This is a genomic window from Streptomyces sp. NBC_01549, assembly GCF_026339955.1.
Classification (GTDB): domain Bacteria; phylum Actinomycetota; class Actinomycetes; order Streptomycetales; family Streptomycetaceae; genus Streptomyces.
In genome coordinates this window covers 121,629-143,701 of record NZ_JAPEPW010000006.1, presented here as the reverse complement: position 1 = coordinate 143,701, position 22,073 = coordinate 121,629, and the positions used below count along the sequence as shown (strand labels likewise).

20 protein-coding genes and 1 pseudogene are annotated in these 22,073 nt (G+C 69.8%); 7 read left to right on the top strand and 14 right to left on the bottom strand.

The genetic code is table 11. The annotated features are described in order from the left end of the window. Positions 1-220: 220 nt before the first annotated feature. The 6 genes from OG819_RS56825 to OG819_RS56800 all read right to left on the bottom strand — a co-directional run bounded on the left by OG819_RS56825 (position 221) and on the right by OG819_RS56800 (position 5,623). Entirely contained in the window at positions 221-1,615 is a 1,395-nt protein-coding gene (locus OG819_RS56825) for a hypothetical protein (protein WP_266658084.1), read from the bottom strand. Beyond that, on the bottom strand, positions 1,612-2,838 hold the full coding sequence (locus tag OG819_RS56820; RefSeq protein WP_266658125.1) for a bifunctional glycosyltransferase family 2/GtrA family protein: 1,227 nt from the start codon (positions 2,836-2,838) through the stop codon (positions 1,612-1,614). The genes OG819_RS56825 and OG819_RS56820 overlap by 4 nt, the downstream gene beginning before the upstream one ends. 215 nt (positions 2,839-3,053) lie before the next feature. Next, positions 3,054-3,581 (bottom strand): hypothetical protein, encoded by a 528-nt coding sequence (locus tag OG819_RS56815; RefSeq protein WP_266638401.1) that lies wholly within the window; start codon positions 3,579-3,581, stop codon positions 3,054-3,056. An 8-nt stretch (positions 3,582-3,589) separates the two neighbouring features. Further along, on the bottom strand, positions 3,590-4,096 hold the full coding sequence (locus tag OG819_RS56810; RefSeq protein WP_266638400.1) for a SigE family RNA polymerase sigma factor: 507 nt from the start codon (positions 4,094-4,096) through the stop codon (positions 3,590-3,592). A 180-nt stretch (positions 4,097-4,276) separates the two neighbouring features. After that, entirely contained in the window at positions 4,277-4,465 is a 189-nt protein-coding gene (locus tag OG819_RS56805; protein WP_266658082.1) for a hypothetical protein, read from the bottom strand. Between the two features lie 114 nt (positions 4,466-4,579). After that, a complete protein-coding gene (locus OG819_RS56800; protein ID WP_266658080.1) occupies positions 4,580-5,623 on the bottom strand; it encodes a LacI family DNA-binding transcriptional regulator in 1,044 nt (347 codons plus the stop codon). Positions 5,624-5,865: 242 nt separating this feature from the next. On the opposite strand from OG819_RS56800, the gene OG819_RS56795 reads away from it, so the two are divergent. The 5 genes from OG819_RS56795 (at position 5,866) to OG819_RS56775 (ending at position 12,820) form a co-directional block, all read left to right on the top strand. Beyond that, entirely contained in the window at positions 5,866-7,182 is a 1,317-nt protein-coding gene (locus tag OG819_RS56795; RefSeq protein ID WP_266658078.1) for an extracellular solute-binding protein, read from the top strand. A 96-nt stretch (positions 7,183-7,278) separates the two neighbouring features. Further along, positions 7,279-8,163 carry a carbohydrate ABC transporter permease gene (locus tag OG819_RS56790; RefSeq protein WP_266658076.1) on the top strand — a complete coding sequence of 295 codons (885 nt, stop codon included), beginning with the start codon at positions 7,279-7,281 and terminating at the stop codon, positions 8,161-8,163. A gap of 4 nt (positions 8,164-8,167) precedes the next feature. After that, positions 8,168-9,076: a carbohydrate ABC transporter permease gene (locus OG819_RS56785; RefSeq protein ID WP_266658074.1), complete on the top strand. Its 909-nt coding sequence runs from the start codon at positions 8,168-8,170 to the stop codon at positions 9,074-9,076. 72 nt (positions 9,077-9,148) lie between these two features. Continuing rightward, the gene (locus OG819_RS56780; protein WP_266658072.1) at positions 9,149-11,743 is read left to right on the top strand and encodes an alpha-L-rhamnosidase; all 2,595 of its coding nucleotides are present in this window, start codon (positions 9,149-9,151) and stop codon (positions 11,741-11,743) included. A gap of 231 nt (positions 11,744-11,974) precedes the next feature. After that, positions 11,975-12,820, top strand: coding sequence for a glycoside hydrolase family 3 N-terminal domain-containing protein (locus OG819_RS56775; protein WP_266658070.1), 846 nt, complete (start codon positions 11,975-11,977; stop codon positions 12,818-12,820). On the opposite strand, the gene OG819_RS56770 is transcribed toward OG819_RS56775, so the two are convergent. Both OG819_RS56770 and OG819_RS56765 read right to left on the bottom strand, forming a co-directional pair. Further along, positions 12,772-13,701, bottom strand: coding sequence for a transposase (locus tag OG819_RS56770; RefSeq protein ID WP_266647792.1), 930 nt, complete (start codon positions 13,699-13,701; stop codon positions 12,772-12,774). The genes OG819_RS56775 and OG819_RS56770 overlap by 49 nt on opposite strands. A gap of 27 nt (positions 13,702-13,728) precedes the next feature. After that, a complete protein-coding gene (locus tag OG819_RS56765; protein WP_266658131.1) occupies positions 13,729-13,908 on the bottom strand; it encodes a hypothetical protein in 180 nt (59 codons plus the stop codon). Between OG819_RS56765 and OG819_RS56760 the strand changes: the two are divergent. After that, positions 13,873-14,664: pseudogene (locus OG819_RS56760) on the top strand (trans-aconitate 2-methyltransferase). The gene OG819_RS56765 and the pseudogene OG819_RS56760 overlap by 36 nt on opposite strands. Before the next feature lie 34 nt (positions 14,665-14,698). Here OG819_RS56760 and OG819_RS56755 read toward each other — a convergent pair. From OG819_RS56755 to OG819_RS56745, 3 genes are all read right to left on the bottom strand, one after another. Next, positions 14,699-16,138: a gamma-aminobutyraldehyde dehydrogenase gene (locus tag OG819_RS56755; protein WP_266658068.1), complete on the bottom strand. Its 1,440-nt coding sequence runs from the start codon at positions 16,136-16,138 to the stop codon at positions 14,699-14,701. A 16-nt stretch (positions 16,139-16,154) separates the two neighbouring features. After that, positions 16,155-16,556, bottom strand: a complete 402-nt coding sequence (locus OG819_RS56750) for a nuclear transport factor 2 family protein (RefSeq protein ID WP_266658066.1) — start codon at positions 16,554-16,556, stop codon at positions 16,155-16,157. Positions 16,557-16,635: 79 nt separating this feature from the next. After that, positions 16,636-18,171 carry a cytosine permease gene (locus OG819_RS56745; protein WP_266658064.1) on the bottom strand — a complete coding sequence of 512 codons (1,536 nt, stop codon included), beginning with the start codon at positions 18,169-18,171 and terminating at the stop codon, positions 16,636-16,638. A 71-nt stretch (positions 18,172-18,242) separates the two neighbouring features. Here OG819_RS56745 and OG819_RS56740 point away from each other — a divergent pair, with 71 nt between their 5' ends. Further along, positions 18,243-19,727, top strand: coding sequence for a helix-turn-helix domain-containing protein (locus tag OG819_RS56740; RefSeq protein ID WP_266658062.1), 1,485 nt, complete (start codon positions 18,243-18,245; stop codon positions 19,725-19,727). A gap of 285 nt (positions 19,728-20,012) precedes the next feature. Here OG819_RS56740 and OG819_RS56735 read toward each other — a convergent pair whose 3' ends face one another. The 3 genes from OG819_RS56735 to OG819_RS59040 all read right to left on the bottom strand — a co-directional run bounded on the left by OG819_RS56735 (position 20,013) and on the right by OG819_RS59040 (position 22,037). After that, on the bottom strand, positions 20,013-20,669 hold the full coding sequence (locus tag OG819_RS56735) for a maleylpyruvate isomerase N-terminal domain-containing protein (protein ID WP_266638390.1): 657 nt from the start codon (positions 20,667-20,669) through the stop codon (positions 20,013-20,015). 133 nt (positions 20,670-20,802) lie between these two features. Beyond that, a complete protein-coding gene (locus OG819_RS56730; protein ID WP_266658060.1) occupies positions 20,803-21,804 on the bottom strand; it encodes a PfkB family carbohydrate kinase in 1,002 nt (333 codons plus the stop codon). Continuing rightward, positions 21,801-22,037 (bottom strand): hypothetical protein, encoded by a 237-nt coding sequence (locus OG819_RS59040; protein WP_323138075.1) that lies wholly within the window; start codon positions 22,035-22,037, stop codon positions 21,801-21,803. The genes OG819_RS56730 and OG819_RS59040 overlap by 4 nt, the downstream gene beginning before the upstream one ends. Positions 22,038-22,073: the final 36 nt, after the last annotated feature.

Below are 22,073 nucleotides of genomic sequence, written 5' to 3'. Positions count from 1 at the left end.
GACCGCCGGGTGGCCGTCAACGAGATCCTCGTACGCGCCGGGGAGCAGACCTGGTGACGAGGCGGAGGTGAGGTTCGGCCAACCCGCCCCGAGCCGTCGGGGCCGCACATGGCAGTCGGTGGCGGCCCCCGTACGAGGCGCTCAGGAAGAGTCGGGCTTCGCAGGAACAGCCGTACCGCCGCCCGGGTATGAGGCTCGTGCTCGTACGACTTCATGGTGGTTATGGAACCCCGAGTTCGAACAGGGCGTACCCCGCGTACGAGCCGGAGGCGAGCGCGGCGATTCCGAGGACTGCGCACAGCACCGGCGTGCTGAGCCGGCGCATGGCGACGGCGCACGGGATGAACAAGGGGAAGGCCGGAAGAAGGTAGCGGGAGATGTTGCCGAAGATCTGCTGGCTACCCAGGACGAGCGCGATCGTCAGGAAGGTGTGGACGACGAGGACCGCCGGCGGGCGGAGCCGGAGCAGCAAGGGCAGGATGATCAGGGCCAGCAGGACGGTACCGACGCCGATGAGGTCTTCGTAGGGGTACGCGAAGAGGTAGTCGAAGTGACCCACCGGGAGGGAGGTGAACACGTCGAGGGTGTGCTTGCCGTAGTCGAACGTGTGGGCCCAGGCGCCTTCCTGGAGTTTGAAGTACCCGCCGTAGTCGCCCATCCGGTGTCCCACCCAACCGAGGTAGCCGAGCAGGCCGAGGGGGGCGATCGCGACGGCGGCCAGCGGGCGCACAACCGCGGCCCGACGCCTCGTCCGGTCCGGGCCGGGGGCATCTCCCCAGCGGCGGACTTCCCGCCGTTGCCGGCGTATGGCCAGCAGCGCCGCGACGGTGAGCGCCGCGATCAGCGCGGTGGCCGTCGGACGAGTGAGACCCGCGGCGCAGGTCAGGATGCCGGCGGTGAGCCAGCGGTGGCGCATGACGGCGTAGCAGGCCCAGGCCGCGAGGGCGACGTAGAGGGACTCCGAGTAGGCCGACCACTCCATGCCGGATCCGGGCCACACGGCCCAGAGCCCGGCCGCGGCCAGTCCGGCCCGTCGACCGCCGATCCGCGCGCTGACGGCGTGGATCGCCAGCGCGGCGACGAACGAGGCGGCGACCGAGACCAGCAGGCCGGCGCCGAGCAGACCCAGGCCGGTGCCGGAGGAGACCAGCCGCATCAGGGCGGGGTACAGCGGGAAGAACGCCGCGGAGTTGCCCTCGATGGTGATCAGGCCGCCCGCACCGGGTACCGGCACGAGCGCGGGGTGGTAGCCGTGCGCGGCGATCTGCTGGTACCACCAGCCGTCCCAGGTGGCCAGGACGTCCCAGGCGTGGGCACCGCCGCCGAAGCGCGGGTTCTTCTTGCGGAAGTCCCCGGAGGAGTCCAGCAGATACATGAAGACGCAGAAGCCGATGAGCTTCAGCGCACCGTACAGCGCGAGCACCGGACCGTAGTGCTCGGCCGCCCCGCACAGTCGCACCCACCACCCGCGGGCGGTGGCGGCGAAGGTGGGGGAGGGGGCAGGGGCGGGGGCCGGGCCGGAGTCGTACGGCGGCTCCGTCATGGGCGAACGGCCGTCGGTGCGGACCTCGTTGCCCCCGTACGACGGAGCGTTCGCGAGGATCGGGTCGTTCATCGGGGCGCGGCTCCCGTTCCGTTGCCGCGGGAGGCGGCGGTGAACACCCAGCCCCGCAGGAGCAGGAAGCGCAGCAGTGTCGCGACCAGGTTGGCGATGACGAGCACGGCGACTTCCGTGGCCCGCCCGGGCCCCGGCGACCAGCGGTGCAGCGCGGCGAGCGAGCCGCTGGTGAGCGCCAGGCCGAGGCCGAAGACCGCCAGACCCTTGGCCTGCTGGCGCAGCGCGCCACCCCGCCCGCGCAGCCTGAAGGTGAGCCGCCGGTTCGCGGCCGTGTTCGCGACGGCGCAGACCAGCAGCGCCCACGCGTTGGCGCCCTGGGGTCCCGCCACCGGTCGCAGGGCCGCGTAGAGGAGGACGTAGCCGACCGTGCTCACCACGCCGACGGCGCCGAAGCGCAGCAACTGGGCGGCCAGGGGGCCCGGCGGGTCACCTCCGGTGGTGCGCCGCAGCTCCGCCGTCGGGAGCGTGCCACGGGCGAGCGCCCTGCCGATCCTGGCGATGCCGCGCAGGTCGGCCACGGCCGTCGAGACCAGGTCGACCCGGCTGTCGGGGTCGTCCACCCAGTCGACGGGCACCTCGTGGATGCGTAGCCCGGCCCGCTCGGCGATCACCAGCAGTTCGGTGTCGAAGAACCACTCCGAGTCCTCCACCAGGGGCAGCAGCCGCTCGGCGACATCGCGCCGGACCGCTTTGAAGCCGCACTGCGCGTCGGAGAAGCCGACGGCCAGGGTGGAACGCAGCAGGACGTTGTAGCAACGGGAGATGATCTCCCGTTTGGGACCGCGTATCACCCGGGAGCCGCGGGCCAGTCGGGTGCCGATGGCCATGTCGGAGTGGCCGGAGATCAGCGGGGCGACCAGCGGGAGCAGCGCGTTCAGTTCGGTGGACAGATCCACGTCCAGGTAGGCCAGCACCGGGGCCCGTGAGCGCGACCAGGCGACGCGCAGAGCTCGGCCGCGCCCCTTCTCGGCCAGCCGTATCCACTCGGTCTCCGGCAGCTCGGCGGCCAGCCGGGCCGCGATCCGCGGGGTGTCGTCGGTGCTGGCGTTGTCGGCGACGGTGATGCGGAACGGGTACGGGAACGTCTCACGCAGGTGCGCGTGCAGCCGCCGCACGCTCGGCTCCAGATCCGTCTCCTCGTTGAACACGGGGACGACCACGTCCAGTACGGGTTCCGGGTGGTCCACCGGCAGCGGCAGGCGGAGCGGCAGTCGGTCCATGGGCAGTCCCGTCACGAGGTTCATCGAGGCGGACCGTACGGTCTTTGTCATGTTTCGTCCAGATTTCTGTGCTGCGGCAGGGCATGCCGAAGGCGCTCACGGCGGAGCCGCGATGACTGAGTACGTCCGGGGCGGAGGAGGGGTAAGGGGCGGTGCGGCAGTACGAGAGGGAGCGGCCGGGACGACGGTGTGGCTCGGCGGCCGGTGAGCGGCGGCTACCCGGCGGCGGCCGTGCTGACGAACGACGACGGCTCGAGGGTCGTCGTCGCCGGCGACGACGGCGTGATACTCCCGCTCGGCGAGGCCGGGACGGTGGCCGGAGGGCTGAGGGCCGCGGTCCCGGAGGGATCGACGGCGACCGAGTTCGAGCTCTCCACCGCGCTCCCTGTCGTGGTCGGTGCCGTGGGCGTGGCCGGTGCAGTGGGTGTGGTGGGGGCCGACCCGGTGGGAGCTCCGCTGAAGGGCTTGGTCGGTGACGGCGTGACGGTCGGGGAGAAGGAGCCGGTCGCCGGCCGCGGCGAGGGGGCCTGGGGCTGGTCGCTGTCCGGCGTGTGCGGCAGCAGGAACAGGCCGAGGCCGAGCCCGGCGGCCACCAATACGGAGCCCACGGCCCTCTGCGCCGCGCGGACCCGGCGGCGGACGAGGACGCCCGTCCTGAGTCGGTCACGGTGCGCGGGCTCAAAGGGGGTGTACTCCTGGGCGTCGCGCATGATCCGCGCCAACTCCCGCTCGAAGTGATCCATGCTTCCCTTCACCCCACCGGCTCGATGACATCGGCCAGGATCTGACGCAGGCGCGCCACACCGCGTGACGCGTGGGACCGGGCGGTGCCCAACGGGCATCCCAGAACCTCCGCGACCTGTCTTTCGGGCAGGTCCTGGTAGTAGCGCAGCACCACGGCGGCCCGCTGCCGGGCCGGCAATTGAGCGAGGGCCGCCTCCAGCCGCGACCGCTCCACCACGGCGGCGGACTCGTCCTCCGTCTGCGCCAGGTCGGGCAGTTGCTCCACCGGGCGCTCACCCCACCACCGCCGACGGGCGGATCGAGCGGCCGCGCGTGCCAGGACCTTGCGTACGTACGCCTCGGGCGCCTCGTCCGCGACCCTCGGCCAGACGAACCAGAGCTTGACCAGGGCTTCCTGGAGCAGGTCCTCGGCGCGGTGCCGGTCACCTCCACAGAGCAGGCGCGCGAGGTGGAACAACGCCGACCAACGGGCCGCAACGAACCCGTCGAAACCCTCGGCCTGAGCCTGTTCCATCCGCACCGTCCCCGCCCTTGCCAGCTTCGTACACCTGGAGAAAGACGTTGATGGGCGTCTCGCTATGCACCTCGGGCACGTGATGCGTGTCACGTCCGGTGGGGAGGTCGCAGTGCGGGCCCCTAGCCTTGGGCCGTAGGTGACACGGTGTACGACCATCACGGCCCGCGGCTATGACTCTCAGGACGCGGCACTCACCCCCGCCTGGCCCGCAGGGGCATCGAGTTCTCCCGGCACCTGGGCCGACGCTCCGAACTGGGCTGCCACGCCTTCTTCATCGTCCTCGGCATCAACACACTGCTCGACGCCCGCCGAGGGCACGGAGAGGACGACGGCCAGGAGGCACTGGCAGTGCGCTCCAGGTCCCATGTGCGGCCCGGTTGCAGACGCGCTGAGGCTGTCCGGGACGGCGCTCGGGTGCCGCCGCGTACACCACGGAATGCGCCGGATTACACGACGACATCTCATCCGGAGGCCGCAGTTCTAGGAGCGCGGCGCCGATGTGCTGCGGCGGACGACGAGGCGGGGCGTCATCGTCGTCTGCACCGCGTGTTCCCGGCGTCCCTCCACCCGTTCGATGAGCAGCCGCGCCGCGGTGGCGCCCATGTTGTGGCCGGCCTGGTCGACGCTGGTGAGCTGGACGGTGGCGAGGTCGGCGACTGCGGTGTTGTTGTAGCCGACGAGGGAGATGTCTTCGGGCACGCGCAGCCCCAGTTCGTGCCCGGCTCGCCACACGCCCAAGGCGGCGACGTCCGCACCGGCCATGATCGCTGTCGGCCTGTCCTCGCTGGTCAGCAGGTTCATGCCCGCTTTGTAGCCACCCTCGTCGGAGTAGGCCGCGCGGCAGATGCGGGTCTGTGCGGCCAGACCGTGGCGTCCCATGGCCTCCGCGTATCCGCTGGACAGCACGATCTCAGGGGTGCGTGCCCAGCGGCTCGACCGGGTTCCGGGCGAGGAGACCAGGGCGATGTCGCGATGGCCGAGCGACACCAGGTGGTCCACCACCAGTCCGGCGCCCGCCGCGTCCGCGTCGACGACCGAGTCGTGGTGCGCGGAGATGTCGTGGTGGCCGATGACGACCGTGGGCGTGGACTGGGCCGTTGCCAGCACCTCCGCCCGCTGGGTGCTGGGGGCGATCAGGATCAGGCCGTCCATCTGGCGGTCGACCATGGACTCGATGGTCTTGCCCTGGGCGGCGGCGTCGAATCCCGCCGCGCCGATGAGCACCGTGTACTCGCTGTCGTGCAGCTCGTCGCGGATGCCGTCGAGGATGTCCGCGAAGAAGGTGTTGCGGATGTTGTCCAGCAGGACGCCGATCGTGTAGGTACGGCCGCGCATGCCGCGTGCGGCCGCGTGCGGCCGGTAGTCGAGTTCGGCGATGGCCGCGCGGACCTTCTCCTGCATGGCCGCGCTGACGCCGTAGGCGTTGCGCATCACCTTGGAGACCGCAGCGGTCGACACCCCCGCGTGCCGCGCGACATCCGTGATCGTCACACGCTTCTTCCGCGGCTGCGAGTCCTGCTGCATGCGTGCTGCCCCCTGCTTCTACTCCTGCTGGAGATAACGGTCTACACGATGAACTGTCCTCGGCGCCATCTGTGGGCGCCTTCTCTTCGATGTTACGCCCGGATGTCTTGACGGCTGCGAGTGCTGCGTGCACTGTGGTGCGCACTTCGGAGTGGAGAACGTTCCACAAAAATCTTCCGTTCAGGCTTTCGTGGCAAGCGCCCGCCGACCGCCTTCATTTCAACGATGACAGGGAGCATGTTGTGATCACCGACTCGTCCCGTGCCAGGAGAGCCCGCACCGCCGGTCTGACCGCGAGTGCCGCCGCGATGGCCCTCTTCGTCTCTGCCTGCGGAGGTACGGGCGGCGGCTCGGCTTCGTCGCCGAAGAACTTCAGTTACCTGACGAACGTGGAGAACACGACGGTCAAGACGGCGCTGACCACGCTGTCCAAGGGAGTATGCGCCGCGGACAACAAGGCGCTGCCCCTGAAGGTGGAGACCGTTCCGCAGACGAGCCTGGACCAGAAACTTCAACTGCTCGCCGGTCAGAACGCGTTGCCGGTCCAGTTCGCCGCCGGCAACGCACCCGCGCTCACCGATCGGCTCTACAAGTCGGGCAAGGTCGCCGATCTGGAGACGAAGCTGAAGGAGCTCGGCGTCTACGACCAGGTCGAGCCCGCCGCGATCTCCACCATCAAGGCGTTGTACGGCGGCAAGATGGAGGTCCTGCCGTACGAGTACAACATCGAGGGGATCTTCTACAACAAGAAGATCTTCAGTGCGAACGGCCTTTCCGTGCCCACCACTTGGGATGAACTGGTGACGGACGCCGCCAAGTTGCAGGCCAACGGTGTCCAGCCGTTCTCCGCGTCGGGGCAGCAGGGCTGGCCGATCACCCGCCTGGTCAGCTCCTACCTGTACCGCAGCCTGGGCCCGGACGCGCTGAAGGACGTGGCTGACGGCAAGACCAAGCTGACCGATCCCGCCTATGTGAAGGCCGCGCAGGAAGTCGCCGATCTCGGCAAGAAGGGCTACTTCGGCAAGGGCGTCGGCTCGATCGACTACGACACCGCGTTCAACCAGTTCCTGACCGGCAAGGCAGCCATGTTCTACATGGGCACCTGGGCGCTGACGAACATAGCCGATCCCAAGCAGGACCAGGTGGGTGCCGCGAACATCGGCTTCATGCCCTTCCCCGCTGTGTCCGGCGGCAAGGGATCCATCGACCAGTACCCGTCCAACGTCGGCCTGGCGATGACCCTCGGCAAGGGGACTTTCGACAGCAAGGTCGGCAACTGGGTCAAGTGTGCCGCCAAGAACTACGGCAGCACCGCACTCAAGGACCAGGGTTCCATCTCGGGCTTCAAGGCCAACACCCCGGTCAAGGACCCGAACGAACTCACCACCCAGGTCCGTAAGACCATCGGCGACTCGAAGCAGAACGTGCTCTGGTTCGAGGCCCTGTTCAGCACCAAGGCCACGACCGTGAGCCAGACCAACGCGGCCGGCCTGGTGAGCGGCAGCCTGAGCCCGGAGAAGTTCATGGGGGTCGTACAGGACGCCCTGTCCGGCAAGTGAGGTCGAGCACTGATGACTCGGGGGCCATATCGACCGGCCCCTGAGCAGCGCCCTCCACTGCCAGGCATGCCTCTTCGACGAAGTGGACTTTCCGTCATGCACCGCGTACTCGGTGACCGCAGGGCCATTCTGATCCTGGTAGGTCCCGCTCTCCTCGTCTACTCCCTGATCATGTTGGTTCCGATGGTGTGGTCACTGGGCTATTCCTTCACCAAGGGCAACACCATCGACGGCTTCACCGGCAATGGTGTGGAGAACTTCCACCGGCTGTTCACCGACCCGGCTGTACGGGACGCTCTGTGGTTCACCGCCAAATACGCGGTCACCGTGACCATCGGTCAGGTCCTGGCCGGCTACCTCCTGGCCCTGCTCTACGTCTTTTTCCTCAAGCGTGCCTCCGCCCTCATCCGCACCCTCGTGTTCTTCCCCGTGGTGCTGCCCACCGTGGCGGTCGGCCTGCTGTTCCAGAAGTTCTTCCAGGTCGCTCCGCAGACCGGCCCGGTCAACTCGCTGCTCAACGCGATCGGTCTGGAATCCATCGACTGGTTCGGCAGCGCGGGCCACGCCTTCTGGGTGCTGATCATCATGGACATCTGGCGCTCGATGGGCTTCTACGCCGTCCTGCTGTTCGCGGGTTTGGTCGACATCCCCGAGGAGATCCTCGAATCGGCGCGTCTGGACGGCGCCTCGGGACTGAGGCTCGTACGCCACATCGTGCTGCCGATGTCGTTCCCGGTGCTGATGTCGTCGCTGATCTTCAGCATCAACGGCACGCTCAAGGCCTTCGACTCCATCGTCGCCCTCACCAACGGCGGCCCCGGCAACGGCACCACGCCGCTCACGCTCTACATGTTCCAGACGTCGTTCACCTACAGCGACTACGGCTACGGAAGTACCATCGCCCTGCTGCTGACCGTGGTGTGTCTGCTGGTGACCCTGGTCGTCTTCCGCGTCTCGCGCCGCGACCTCACGAAGGGCTGACCCCATGGCCATCGACACGCCTCACAAGACCACGGCGGCCACGGGCGACAACCGTACCCGGGCCGGCTTCTCCGCCCGTCCTCGGCGGCGCCGTCCGGGACGCCTGTGGGTCAAGATCGTTGTCGCCCTGCTGCTGGTCGTCGAGGTCTACCCGATGGTGTGGATGTTCCTGACCTCGCTGAAGTCCAACAGTGACTACCTCAACCACTCCACCTGGAGCCTGCCGACGAAGTGGGAGTGGGGCAACTACAGCGAGGCCTGGACCACCGGCCACATCGGGCTCTACGTCAGGAACAGCCTGCTGGCCGTCCTCCCGTCCCTCGCGCTGATCCTCCTGCTCGGCACCGCTGCCGGATTCGCCCTGCAGGTCATGGTCTGGAAGGGCCGCAGCCTGACCCTCCTGATCTTCCTCGCGGGCATCATGGTGCCCTCCCAGATGATCCTGCTGCCCCTGTTCACTGTGTACTTCCAGTCCGGACTGTCGGGCACGCTGTGGCCGCTGATCCTCACCTACACCGGCACGGGCCTGCCGCTCACGGTGTTCATGATGGCCACGTACTACAAGACGGTGCCCCGTGAGCTGTTCGAGGCGGCCACCATCGACGGCGCCGGCATCCTGCGCTCCTTCTGGACCATCAGCATCCCCATGGTCCGCAACGCGATCCTGACCGTCGGCCTGGTGCAGTTCTTCTTCATCTGGAACGACCTGCTGATCGCGCTGACCTTCACCAACAACCAGGACCTGCGCACCATCCAGGTTGGCCTGCTCAACTTCACCGGCGACTTCGGAGCCACCCAGTACGGACCGCTCTTCGCCGCCATCTGCATCAACGTCTTCGGCACCCTCGTGATCTACCTCTTCCTCAACCAGAAGGTGATGAAGGGCCTGACCGGCGGAGCCGTGAAGGGCTGACGACCGCCGCGTCCCCCTCCTCGGCACCGCGCGGGTCGTCCCATGCCCACCTCAAGGAAGGTCTCCCACTTGATGTCCCCCCAGCCTGCCCCGGTCACGTTCGAGCACCTGCGTGACGGTCTCGGCATCGGCGTCGCCGAACCCCGCCTGTCCTGGGTGCTGCCGCCCGGCAGCGGGACCCAGGAGGCGTACGAACTCGAACTCGACCGCGACGGCGTCACCTACCGAACCGGCCGGATTCCCGGCGCCGACCAGGTCCTCGTGCCCTGGCCCGGACAGCCCCTGGCCTCCCGGCAGTGCGCGAGCGTCCGCGTGCGTGTGTGGACCGCCGACGGCACAGAGCCCTCCCCGTGGAGCGTGCCCAGCACGGTCGAGGCCGGACTGCTGCACGCATCCGACTGGAGCGCCGTCCCCGTCGGCGCCCCCTGGCCCGAGGATCCGGGCAGCGATCGGCGCCCGGCCCGCGTCCGCAGGGACTTCACCCTCGACGCGTCTGTCGCACGCGCCCGCCTGTACGTCACGGCACATGGCCTGTATGAGACAGAGATCAACGGCCGTCGCGTCGGCGACGACGCGCTGTCCCCGGGCTGGACGGTGTACGGCGAGCGCCTGCGCTACCGCACCTACGACGTGACCGACCATCTCACCGAGGGCGCCAACACCATCGGCGCCTGGCTCGGCGACGGCTGGTACCGCGGCCGTATCGGTTTCGACGGCGGATACCGCAACCTCTACGGCACCGACCAGTCCCTCATCGCCCAACTGGAGATCACCCACGACAACGGCACCACCACCGTCGTCGCCACCGACACCGAGTGGAACGCCGCCTTCGGACCGATCCTCACCACCGGTCTCTACGAAGGCGAGACCTTCGACGCCCGTCTGCACGACCCGAACTGGTCCACCCCGCAGCCCTGGACCGCCGGCGACTGGACCCCCGTCACCACCGGCCGGCGGGACCCACGCACCCTCATCGCCCCCAAGAGCCCCCCGGTGCGCTGCACCGAGGAGATACCGCCGGTCACGGTCACCGCCGAGCGCGACGGCCGTCACCTGCTCGACTTCGGCCAGAACCTCGTCGGCCGGCTGCGTGTCACCGTCGACGGCCCGGCAGGCACAACCATCACCCTGCGGCATGCCGAGGTCGTCGAGGACGGCGAACTCGCCACCCGCCCGTTGCGGGGAGCGGCTGCCACCGACACCCTCATCCTGGCAGGCGACGGACCGATCACGTGGGAGCCGCGTTTCACCCTGCACGGCTTCCGCCACGCCGAAATCACCGGATGGCCGGGCGAGTTGGCGGACGACGCCGTTGTCGCCCGGGTGTACCACACCGACATGCGACGCACCGGCTGGTTCGAATGCAGTGATGACCTGGTCAACCGGCTGCACGAGAACGTCGTGTGGAGCATGCGCGGGAACTTCGTCGACATCCCCACCGACTGCCCCCAGCGCGACGAGCGCCTGGGCTGGACCGGCGACATTCAGGTCTTCGCTCCGACCGCGAGCTTTCTGTACGACTGCGCCGGCATGCTGGATTCCTGGCTCGCCGACGTCGCGGTGGAACAGCTCCCCGACGGCACCGTCCCCTGGTATGTACCCGTCATCCCCGGCGGTCCGCAATGGACCCCCATCCAGCCCGGCGCCGCCTGGGGCGATGTCGCCACCCTCACCCCGTGGGTGCTCCACCAGCGCTTCGGCGACCTCGAACTGCTGCGCCGCCACTTCCCCATGGGACGCGCATGGGTCGATCTCATGGAACGACTCGCGGGCCCGAGCCGCCTGTGGGACACCGGCGCACAGCTGGGGGACTGGCTGGACCCCATCGCGCCGCCCGACGACCCGGCGGCCACTCGAACCGACCGCCACCTCGTCGCCACCGCCTACTTCGCCTGGTCCGCCCGCCATCTTGCCTGGTCGGCAGGCAGGTTGGGCTATGCGGAGGTGGCAGACCAGTACGGAACGCTCGCTGACGAGGTTGCCGAGGCCTTCCGCCGGCACTACGTCCTGAACTCCGGCCGCATGACCAGCGACAGCCCCACCGCCTACTCGATCGCCTTGGTGTTCGGGCTCCTCGACGACGCCGCCCAGCGTCGGCTCGCCGGTGACCGCCTGGCGGAACTGGTACTTGAGGACGACGCCCGCATCGCGACCGGCTTCGTCGGTACCCCCCTCATCTGCGACGCCCTCACCGACGCGGGGCACCTCGACGTCGCCTACCAGCTGCTGACCCAGACCGAATGCCCCTCCTGGCTGTACCCGGTCACCATGGGCGCGACGACCATCTGGGAACGCTGGGACAGCCTCCGCCCCGACGGCACCCTCAACCCCGGCGGCATGACCTCCTTCAACCACTACGCCCTCGGCGCCGTCGCGGACTGGCTCCACCGTGTCGTCGGCGGCATCGAACTCACCGCGCCGGGCTACCGCACCATCACCTTCCGGCCTCGCCCGGGAGGCGGCATCACCTGGGCCAAGGCCCGCCACGAAACCCCCTACGGGACGGCCGCCGTGTCGTGGCAGCTGACCGCGACCGGCATGACCGCACACATCACCGTGCCCGATGGATGCGAAGGCCGCGTCGAACTGCCCGGCTGCGTACCTCTCGCCGTAGGCCCTGGTGAGCATCACCTCGACACCAGCGACCTCGACCGCGCTGCCGCCTGACCTAGCCTCGGCCCACGTCAGGCATACCCGCACACCTGAAGCTCTTCTCCCGCCGCTGGCCATGCCTCCCGCACCAGGCCGCGCTGCGGACGACGAGCGGCCGCCACGTACCAACTCGTGTTCCAGCACCCGCTTCCACTCGAAGGAGAGTGTGACGTGAACCGTCCCAGAGGTATGACTCGACGCGAAGCCGTGGCCGTGTCCGTAGCCGCTCTGGGAGGAGCCGCGGTGATGACCGCCGGACTCCACACCGCCGCAGCCGCGGCACCCCTGACCGCTGCCGAGGCCGACCAGCGGTGGCAGGACAGAAGGAAGTCCGCCGCCCGGCGCGCCGACGCATTGCTCGAAGCCATGACCTTCGAGGAGCAGGTCGTCCTGGTCACGGCCGTCGAAGTCGCCGACTCCAAACCCCTGGAGCACCTCGGCATCCCGGCGATGACCCGTGTGGACGCCTCCGACGGTCTGCGCGGCGACACCGGAGTGACCGCCTTCCCCGCCCCCAACGCGCTGGCCGCCACCTTCGACACCGACCTCGCCGAGAAGTACGGCACGGCGATCGGCGTCGAGGCTCGCGGCAAGGGCTGGAACGTCCTGCTTGGCCCCACCGTCGACATCGACCGCGACCCACGCAACGGCCGCCAGTCCGAGGCCTACGGAGAGGACCCCCTCGTCAGCGGCCTGATGGGAGCTGCCGTAGCCAAGGGCTTCCAGAAGAACGACGTCATCGCTCAGCTGAAGCACTTCACGGTCTACAACCAGGAAGCGGGCCGCAACTCCCTGGACGTGATCGTCTCGGAGCGGGCGCTGCGCGAGGTCTACTACCCGGCGTTCGAGCACGCGATCCGTGACGGCGGCGCGTTGTCAAAGCGAACCGCCCGTCAGCGTGACCATTTGCGTGTTCCGCAGTCCAGCGGGCCATCGCCTTGCGCATTCCGCAACCCGCCGGGCCCCCCGCGCACGGGGCGCTTACGACGGGGTGCGCGATTGAGGTCGGGCCGTGTTGGCCTGGCGGGTTGGCTGGTGGTTGATTACCGCATGGCCGCGCGGTCGGAGACCAGGCCGGCGATGGCCTGGTAGGTCTGGTCGAAGTACTCGCGGCGTCCGATCCAGCGTTGCAGGGGCCGCCACTGCTTGTGCTCGGCGTTGGCGTGCTCGACGCAGATCCGCTCGGAGGACTGCTGCTTGCGCGCTTCCTCCCAGGCCGCCAGGTCCTCGGGCGGGGCATCCTTCTTCGGCTTCAGCGGCGGCGCTTGGACCTGGGCGGGGAACTGCTTGGCCAGTCCCCGGTAGCCGGCGTCGACCTTGGCCTTGACCTGGGGGAACCTCTCGAACAGGTCGCAGATGCCCTCGGTCTTCAGCGCGGTCTGGTCGTGCTGGCGGCCGGGCCGGAAGGCACCCGCCCACAGGGTCCGGCCCTTCTCGTCGGTGACGACGGTGGCCTTCTTGGTGTTCTGCCGCATCTTCCCGGAGATGAATGCCCGGCGTCCGGGCTTGTTCGCCCGTGGACGTCGGACCCGGACCTCGGTGGCGTCGATCCGCAGTTCCACTCCGTGGGAGGCGGCGTAGGCGAAGACATCGGCCAGGGTGCGAAGGCGCAGGTCGGGACTTCCAGGGACGGCGAAGCCGCGGGCGGCGAGCAGGGGGCGGATCTCGTGGACCGCGCGGGTGATCGTGGAGCGGTCCACCTCGTAGAACAGGGCGAGGACGGCATGCGGAAGCTGGAAGCGCAGGATGACCAGGGTGGCGACGACCCGGTCGGTGAAGACGAGTTGGTGGTCGGGACCCGCTCCGGCGGCGCGCTGCCGGTCATGGCCCCGGCGTTCACGCAGCTGGGACTCCTGCCCGGCCACCCACGGCCCGGCCAACTCCGCGACCAGCTTGCCCAGGCGACGGCGCGGGATCCCGGTGCAGATACGATGGCTCAAGGCCGTGCGGGCCCCTCTTGACGTCACAATCATGATCGTCCCGCACGGCCGTTCGCATGCTCAGACCGGGGTTTCAGCTACCGCGCACCACGTCGTTAGCTTGGGCGCATGAACCAGCCCTCCCCGCACACAGCGCACCACGGCCCGCACCATGTTCACCGGTACGAGTACGAGTACGAGCACGACGCAGGCGACCAGGCGGAGATCCTCGACCTGGACGCGGAAGTGCTTGCCGAACACATCGCGTCCATCACCGCTTGGCTGTCCATCGGGGCCAGCCCCCGCCGCATCGTGGATCTGGGCTGCGGGACCGGAGCCGGCACCCTCGCTCTGCTCGAGCGCTTTCCCGAGGCAGAGGTGACGGCCGTCGACGTCTCGGCCGCCCACCTGCACCGCCTGCGGGAGAAGGGCAGCCGCCGCTGGAGCGGACGACCGCGTACGTGTCGTACAGGCCGATCTCGACGCGGCGGCGTGGCCCGAACTCGGCAGGCCGGAGCTGGTCTGGGCATCGGCCTCCATGCATCACATGCCCGACCCCTACCGCACCCTGCGCCAGGTCCACGACCTGCTGGCGCCGGGCGGGTTGTTCGCCGTCGTCGAGCTGGCAGGCTTCCCCCGGTTCCTGCCCGAAGGCGCCCCTGAAGACGCTCCCGGTCTCGAGGAGCGCTGCCATGCGGCGCTCGACCACCACCACGCCGAGCAGGTCCCCCACCTCGGCGCCGACTGGGGACCCAAGCTGACAAGGGCCGGCTTCACCGTCGACGGCGAACGCACCGTCACCGTCGACATCGGCCCACCCCACACCGACGCAGCAGGCCGCTACGCGCTCAGCAGTCTGCGCCGCATGCGCGGCGGCGTCGCATCCGCCCTGACGGTCGAGGACCTGTGACCGCTCTCGACCAGCTGCGCGACACCGACAGCCCTCACAGCATCCTGCGCCGCAGCGACCTGAGGGTGCGCACCGATCGCACGGTGTGGGCCGCACGCCGCACCTGACCCTCGCCGTCCCGGATACGCGGGTTCCTGGATGTCAGAGCGACGTCATGACGTGCTTGATCCGGGTGTAGTCCTCGAAGCCGTACGCGGAGAGGTCCTTGCCGTAGCCGGACTTCTTGAACCCGCCGTGCGGCATCTCGGCGACCAGGGCCATGTGGGTGTTGATCCACACACAGCCGAAGTCGAGGCTCTTCGACATCCGCATCGCCCGCGCGTGGTCCTTCGTCCACACCGAGGAGGCCAGTGCGTAGTCGACGCCGTTGGCGTACCGCACGGCCTGGGCCTCGTCCGTGAAGGACTGGACGGTGATGACCGGACCGAAGACCTCGTTCTGGATGATCTCGTCGTCCTGCTTGAGGCCGGAGACCACGGTGGGGGCGTAGAAGTAGCCCTTCTCGCCGACGCGGTGGCCCCCCGCCTCGATCCTGGCGTGCTCGGGGAGACGCTCGATGAAGCCGCTGACCTGGGCGAGCTGGCCCGCGTTGTTCAGCGGTCCGTACAGCACGTCCTCGTCGTCCGGCTGTCCGGTCCTGGTGTCGGCCGCGGCCTTGGCGAAGGCGGCGACGAACTCGTCGTGGACCGACTCGTGCACCAGGACGCGGGTCGCGGCCGTGCAGTCCTGACCGGCGTTGAAGAAGCCGCCGACCACCAGGTCCTCGACCGCCTTCGCCAGGTCGGCGTCCTCGAAGATCACGGCCGGGGCCTTGCCGCCGAGCTCCAGGTGGACCCGCTTGACGTCCTTGGCCGCGCTCTGGGCGACCTGTATGCCGGCGCGCACCGAACCGGTGATGGAGGCCATCGCGGGGGTCGGGTGCTCCACCATCAAGCGGCCGGTCTCACGGTCGCCGCAGATCACGTTGAAGATTCCGCGGGGTAGTGCCAGCTCCTCCAGGACACCGCCGATGATCTCGGCGATCAGCACCGTGGAGGCCGGGGTGGTGTCCGAGGGCTTGAGGACCACCGCGTTGCCTGCCGCGAGCGCCGGGGCGAACTTCCACACCGCCATCAGCAGCGGGTAGTTCCACGGCGCGACCTGCGCGCACACACCGACCGGCTCGCGGCGGATGATGGAGGTCATCCCCTCCATGTACTCGCCGGCCGAGCGGCCCTCCAGCATGCGGGCCGCGCCCGCGAAGAAGCGGACCTGGTCGATGGCGGGGGAGAGTTCCTCACTGCGGGTGAGGTGGAGCGGCTTGCCGGTGTCCCGGCTCTCGGCGGCGACCAGTTCGTCGGCCCGTGCCTCCATTGCGTCGGCGACCTTCAGCAGCGCGCGCTGCCGCACGGACGGGGTGGTGTCGCGCCAGACGGGGAACGCCGCGGCTGCGGCCGCCATCGCCGCGTCGACGTCCGCCGCCCCCGAGAGCGGGGAGGTCGCGTAGACGTCACCGGTGGTGGGGTCCACCACATCGAGTGTGCGGCCGTCCGAGGCGTCCGCGAAGGCACCGTCGATGTAGTTGCGGAAGATGGTGCTCATAGAACGTCTCTCCTGGTCAGGCGGCGGTACGGGCGGACAGGTGCTCGTGGACGGCGACCCAGCCGCCGTCGTCGGCCCGGGCGAAGACGATGGTCTCCCGCTCGTGGACCGTCTCCTCCCCGGCGTTGGTGGCGACTCGGGTCTCGACGTCGTGGCTGAAGACGGCCGTGTCGCCGAAGGGCTGGATCAGCTGTGCGGACGAGATGCACCCGAGGATGCGGAACCGGTCCTGTTCCACCCACTGCTGCCAGAGCGCGCGGTACTCGGCCGTGGTGCCGAGCCGCTGCGGGGTGGTGTGGAAGATGAAGGTCGCGTCGGGGGCGAAGGCGCCGAAGTAGTCATCGAGGCGGCCCTCGGCGAAGGCGGCGACGAGCGCGTCGGCGGCGGTCCGGACTTCCTGGACGGTGGTGGTGCTCATGCACGGCTCCTGGTCAGGGGCGTACGGCGGTCGGGGCCGGAACGCCGGGTGTTCGGTTACTGGGGGTGATGATGAGGTCTCAGCGGGCCACGACGGGTTCGGTGACGGTCTCCTCGACGCCGCCGGTGATCGGCGGCACCGGGGCATCCGACGCCCGGACGAAGCGGGGTCCGGCCGGTCCGTACGCGGCGCGCGGCTCGGGGAACAGGGTGAGCAGGGCGAGGTAGAGCACGATCGCGAGGGCGAGGCCGACCGGCAGCGAGATGTCCGTACCGCCCGCGAGGTTGCCGAGCGGGCCGACGAACTGGCCGGGCAGGTTGGTGAAGAGGAGGGCCACGACGGCGGACACGAGCCAGGTGGACATGCCGCGCCAGTTCCAGCCGTGCGTGAACCAGTAGCGGCCACCGCGCTGGCGCCGGTTGAAGACCTGCAGCGCGTCCGCGTCGTACCAGCCGCGCCGGGTCACATAGCCGAGCGTCATGACGATCATCCACGGTGCGGTGCAGGTGATGATCAGCGTGGCGAAGGTGGAGATGGACTGTGCGAGGTTGAGCGCGAAGCGGCCGACGAAGATGAACGCGATGGACAGGGCGCCGATGAAGAAGGTGGCCTGGACGCGGCTGAAGCGGGTGAAGACGCTGGAGAAGTCGAGCCCCGTGCCGTACAGGGACGTCGTGCCGGTGGAGAGGCCGCCGATCAGGGCGATCAGGCAGAGCGGCAGGAAGTACCAGCCGGGTGAGATCGCGAGCAGTCCGCCCACGTAGTTCGGGGCGGCCGGGTCGACGTACTTCGCGGCCTTCGACGCGATGATCGACGCGGTGGTCAGGCCGAAGAGGAACGGCAGCAGGGTGGCGATCTGGGCGAGGAAGGCGGCCCCCATCACCCGGCGGCGCGGGGTCCCGGCCGGGATGTAGCGGGACCAGTCACCGAGGAACGCGCCGAAGGAGACCGGGTTGGAGAGCACGATCAGCGCGGCGCCGATGAACGACGGCCAGAACAGCGGGTCGGCGGTGGAGGCGAAGGTCCCCGGGTAACCGGGGTCGAAGTCGCCCGCGAAGGCGAAGGCACCGAGCACGAAGAGGGCCGACGCCGCCAGTACCGCGATCTTGTTGACCAGCAGCATGAAGCGGAATCCATAGACGCAGACGACCAGGACGAGCCCCGCGAAGATCGCGTACGCGATGCTGTAGCTGGCGTCCGACTCGGGGACGTGGACGAGCCGGTGCGCGCCGCCGACGAGCGCGTCCCCCGAGGACCACACCGAGATCGAGAAGAACGCGATCGCGGTGAGCAGGGAGAGGAACGAGCCGACGACCCGGCCGTGCACGCCCAGGTGCGCGGAGGAGGAGACGGCGTTGTTCGTGCCGTTGGCGGGGCCGAACAGTGCCATCGGGGCCAGCAGCAGCGCACCCGCCACCAGGCCGAGGACGGTCGCCGCGACACCCTGCCAGAAGGAGAGGCCGAAGAGGATCGGGAAGGCGCCCAGTACACAGGTCGCGAAGGTGTTGGCACCGCCGAAGGCGAGCCGGAACAGATCGATCGGGCGGGCCGTGCGGTCCGTGTCCGGGATCCGCTCGACACCATAGGTCTCGATTTCGGTGATCGAGGTCGTCACGGGCGCTCCGCCTTCCGTTTATGCAGGGGACGGTTTCACAGTCTGTGGCCCACGGATGACCAGCGACAATTGTGTCCATCACAGAGGCGTACGCTGTTTTGTGTGGCCAGCAACAAACTCACCGTCCGGGATCTGCTCTCGTTCCCGGCACTCCAGCTCTCCGTGAAGGCCGGCAGCGGTGGTCTGGACCGGTCGGTGTCCTGGGCGCACGCCAGCGAACTCACCGATCCGACGCCCTGGCTCCTGGGCGCCGAGGTGATCATGGTACGACGGGCCTGGCGGTCCCCCGTACCGCGACCGGACAGCGCGCCTACCTGGAGCGGCTGGACGACGCCGGGGTATCCGCTCTCGCGCTCTACGCGCAGCTGGACATGCCCCCGCTGCACGACGCGTTCTTCCGGGCGGCGGAGAAGCGGGACTTCCCCGTCCTCGAAGTACCGCTCGCCGTCCCGTTCATCGCTGTCGCCCAGGAAGTCGCGGCGGCGGCCCAGGAGGACGCCCGGCACCGGCTGGGCGCGCAGCTCCAGGTCTTCGGCGCGCTGCGCTGGCTAGTCGCCGAGGACCTCGACACGCCGACACTTCTGCGCCGTCTCGAAGGCCTGTCGGGTTACGACGTCTACCTCTGCACACCGCAGGGCCGCCCGCTCCTGCCCGGCGTTCCCGTGCCGGATCCCGCTGTTCTGCCCGCTTCCGTCGACGCTCCACCCACGATCCCCGGCGGATTCGTCCTCCCGGTGCCCGCGCCCGGCGGCCCGGCGGGCTTTCTCGTCGCCTACGAGCGTCAGGGCGCCCAGCCCGGGGGACTCGCCGTCGTCCAGCACATCGCCACCGTGGCGGCGCTGCGACTGGCGATGGTCCGCAACGAGCGCGAGACGCTGCGCCGCGAGGGCGCGGAGACGCTGGCTGAACTACTGCAGGAGGTGCTCGACCCGGAGGCGGCGCGCCGTCGGCTCGCCCGGCACGCGATCGAGGGCGACACCGTGCTCCTCGTAGTACGCCACACCACCGACGAGGCGCTGTTGCGCTGTCTGGAGGACCAACCGCATCTGCTGCTCACCCGAGGTGAGGACCGCTACGTCCTGGGGGCACCGGAGCTGGCCGTGGCCGTCGGTGAGCTGTCGGGCGTGGCAGCCGGGATCAGCCGCTCCTTCCTGCCGGGCACCGCGCTGAAGGTGGCTCAGCGCGAGGCGCTCTGGGCGGTCTCCAAGGCCGTGGAGTCGGGTCGGCCCGTCGTTCGGTACGGCGACGACTCGACGGGCCGGTGGCTGCCCGACGATCCCGCTGTCCTGACCGCGTTGGTCGAGCACGTGCTCGGCGGGGTCCTGCGCTACGACGAGGCCCATGACTCGCAGTTGCTCGTCTCCGCCCGCACCTGGATGGAGCGCGACCGCCGTACCGAGACGGCTGCGGCGGCGCTCCACATCCATCCCAACACCCTCGCCTACCGGCTCCGCCGCTTCGGCGCTCTCACCGATCGTGATCTGACGTCGACGGGGGCGCTGGCCGAGGTCTGGCTGGCGATCCAGGCAGCGGGGGCGCTGGGCCTCACCGACTGAGCGGGTTCACCGCCTCGACAGTAAGGGCGGCAGTGCGGGCCGGGGCTGGGAGCGGGTTCCCAAGTCTCCTGCCGGGCCACCGTGGCGGAGGAGTTTCCGGCGAGGGCAGGGCCGGATTCGGCCACCGGCCGGCTCGGCCGGGAGCGCCCCCACGGCCGACCGCCGGTCGGCCATCCGGCAGGCCGCGCTGCGGCTGTTCGCCGCGCAGGGCTGTCGGTCCACCACCAGATGTGCGGGAGCAGTCGCGCCGCGCCGTGGAGGCGCACGGCAAGAGACACCTGAGCCCTATGCCCGGGGTGTGCCGTCCCAGCGCCATGTGGTCAGACGAGGGCGCCCATGCAGTTCGGCGCGTCCGGTGGCCCACAACAGGGTGGGCCAGGGATCCGTGGACCCCGGGGCGTTCGGAAACAGCCGGGCGAGCACCCGCGCGCACAGATCGGCGGGCGGGTTCCAGGCCAGCCCGAGCCCTTGGGTCAGGTCGTGCGTGTGCACCAGCGTCTCCACGATCCCCATCGCAGCGAAACCCTCGGCGTCGGAGATGCCGAAGACGTGGTGGGCGCGCACCTGCGGCGGCGTCGAGCGCACCATGGCGACCAGCAGCGCGCCGCTCGCCTCCAGGACCTGCAACAGTCCGGTCGGCCCCGCCTTGCGGTCCGCGTGAATGACGTTCGCCGGGCCGCCGGGCCGCCGACTCTCCCACACGAAGGGCACCTCGCCGTCCAAGGGCGGTGTTCTGGGACCCAGTTGCGCGGCGTATGCGAAGAGGTCGTCGCTGAGGTGCTCGACGGTCTCCCAGCAGTCCCATTCCAGCGAACCCGCCTTACCGTCCCACGCGGCTGGGGGCGCCTTGCGAAGGACCGCAACAGCGAGCTCCACGGCAAGGTCGAGGTCGTCCGCGGTGACGGGTGACGGGGAGGGGCCAATCTCGGTTGATCGGGACATGGCACGACCGTATCCCGACTGGAAGGAGTCACTCCCTCCCCTTCGAGTAGCAAGGACCGGTGACGACACGTGTGCCACGGCCGATGCGTGGTACATGGCAGGCGCGCCCGGTGCGGAGGAGCGCGCCAGCGGGTTACCGCCGGAGCGCCGACGCCAGCTGCGCCGCCGGTGGATCCCCCTTGAGGAAGTCGAGCAACTCGCCGAGGGTCGGTCCGGTGGCAGGGCCGTGCCGGGTGACCGCGAAGGCGGCCGCGGCGTTGGCGCCCTGCGCGGCGGCGGTCACGTCCAGCCCGTGGCCGAGGAGGGCCAGGAAGGCTCCCGCGTGGGCGTCGCCCGCGCCGTTGCTGTCGACCGCGGTCACCCGGCGGCCGGGGATGTGCTGGGCGTCGCCGCCGGGCGGGACCAGCCAGCAGCCGTCCGTGTCGGCCCGCAGCAGCACCCCGGTGCGGGGACCCAGCTGGGCGGCGAGCGCGGCTGCCGCGTCATGAGCGTCGGGCAGTCCGGTCAGCAACCGCCCTTCACGCTGGTTGCAGCTGACCCAGTCGCAGCGCGCCAGGACGGGTTTCAGCACCTCCTCGGGGATCTGGGCGACCAGCGGCCCCGGATCGAGGAAGACCTGGGTGTGCTCCGGCAGCCGCGCCACGAGTGAGGCCAGGATCGGGCCGTTGACCGGGTAGGCAAGCCCGTATCCGGAGATCTGCACCATGTCGCCGGGGCGTAGCGCGGCGAGCACGGCCGTGGCGTCGGCCTCGGTCAACCGGGCCTCCGCGCCGAGGCTGGTGGTGAAGGTGCGTTCGCCGTCGTCGTCGACGAAGGCGACGCGGAATCCGGTGTCCGTCTCCGTGACCGGAGACAGCACCAGTTCGATGCCTTCGCGGGTGAGGTTCGCCCGTACCCGGTCGCCGAACGGCCCTGTGCCGTGGGCGCCCGCGTACAGAGCCGGCAGGCCCAGGCGGCGGGCGGCGGTGAGGGCGTTGAAGCCGCCGCCCGTGGTGAGGGCGGTGTCGCTGGAGATGATGTCGCCGCCGCGTTCGGGCAGTGCGGGCACCCGCATCACCAGGTCGACGATGGCATTGTCGACCAGGACCAGCCGGTTGCCCGTGACGTCGCCGACGACGCCGTTCTGACTGTTCATGAGGTCTCCTGCGCGGCCGGTGCGGAAAGGACCTGCTCCTGGGGATGCTGTTCGGACGTGTCCCGGCGGGCGGTGCCGTCCAGCCCGCGCAGCAGCGCGTAGACGCCGGCCGCGAGCGCGAGGGTCACGACCCACCCCAGCCCGTTGGTCCCGATCCAGCTGTGGGCGAGCGGCCCGGAGAACCACACGTCGGTCGCGCTGGTGCCCGCCTCGGTGAACAGCAGGCCCACCACGATGGCCCGCCGCCCAGGAGATCATCGCGGCCCAGG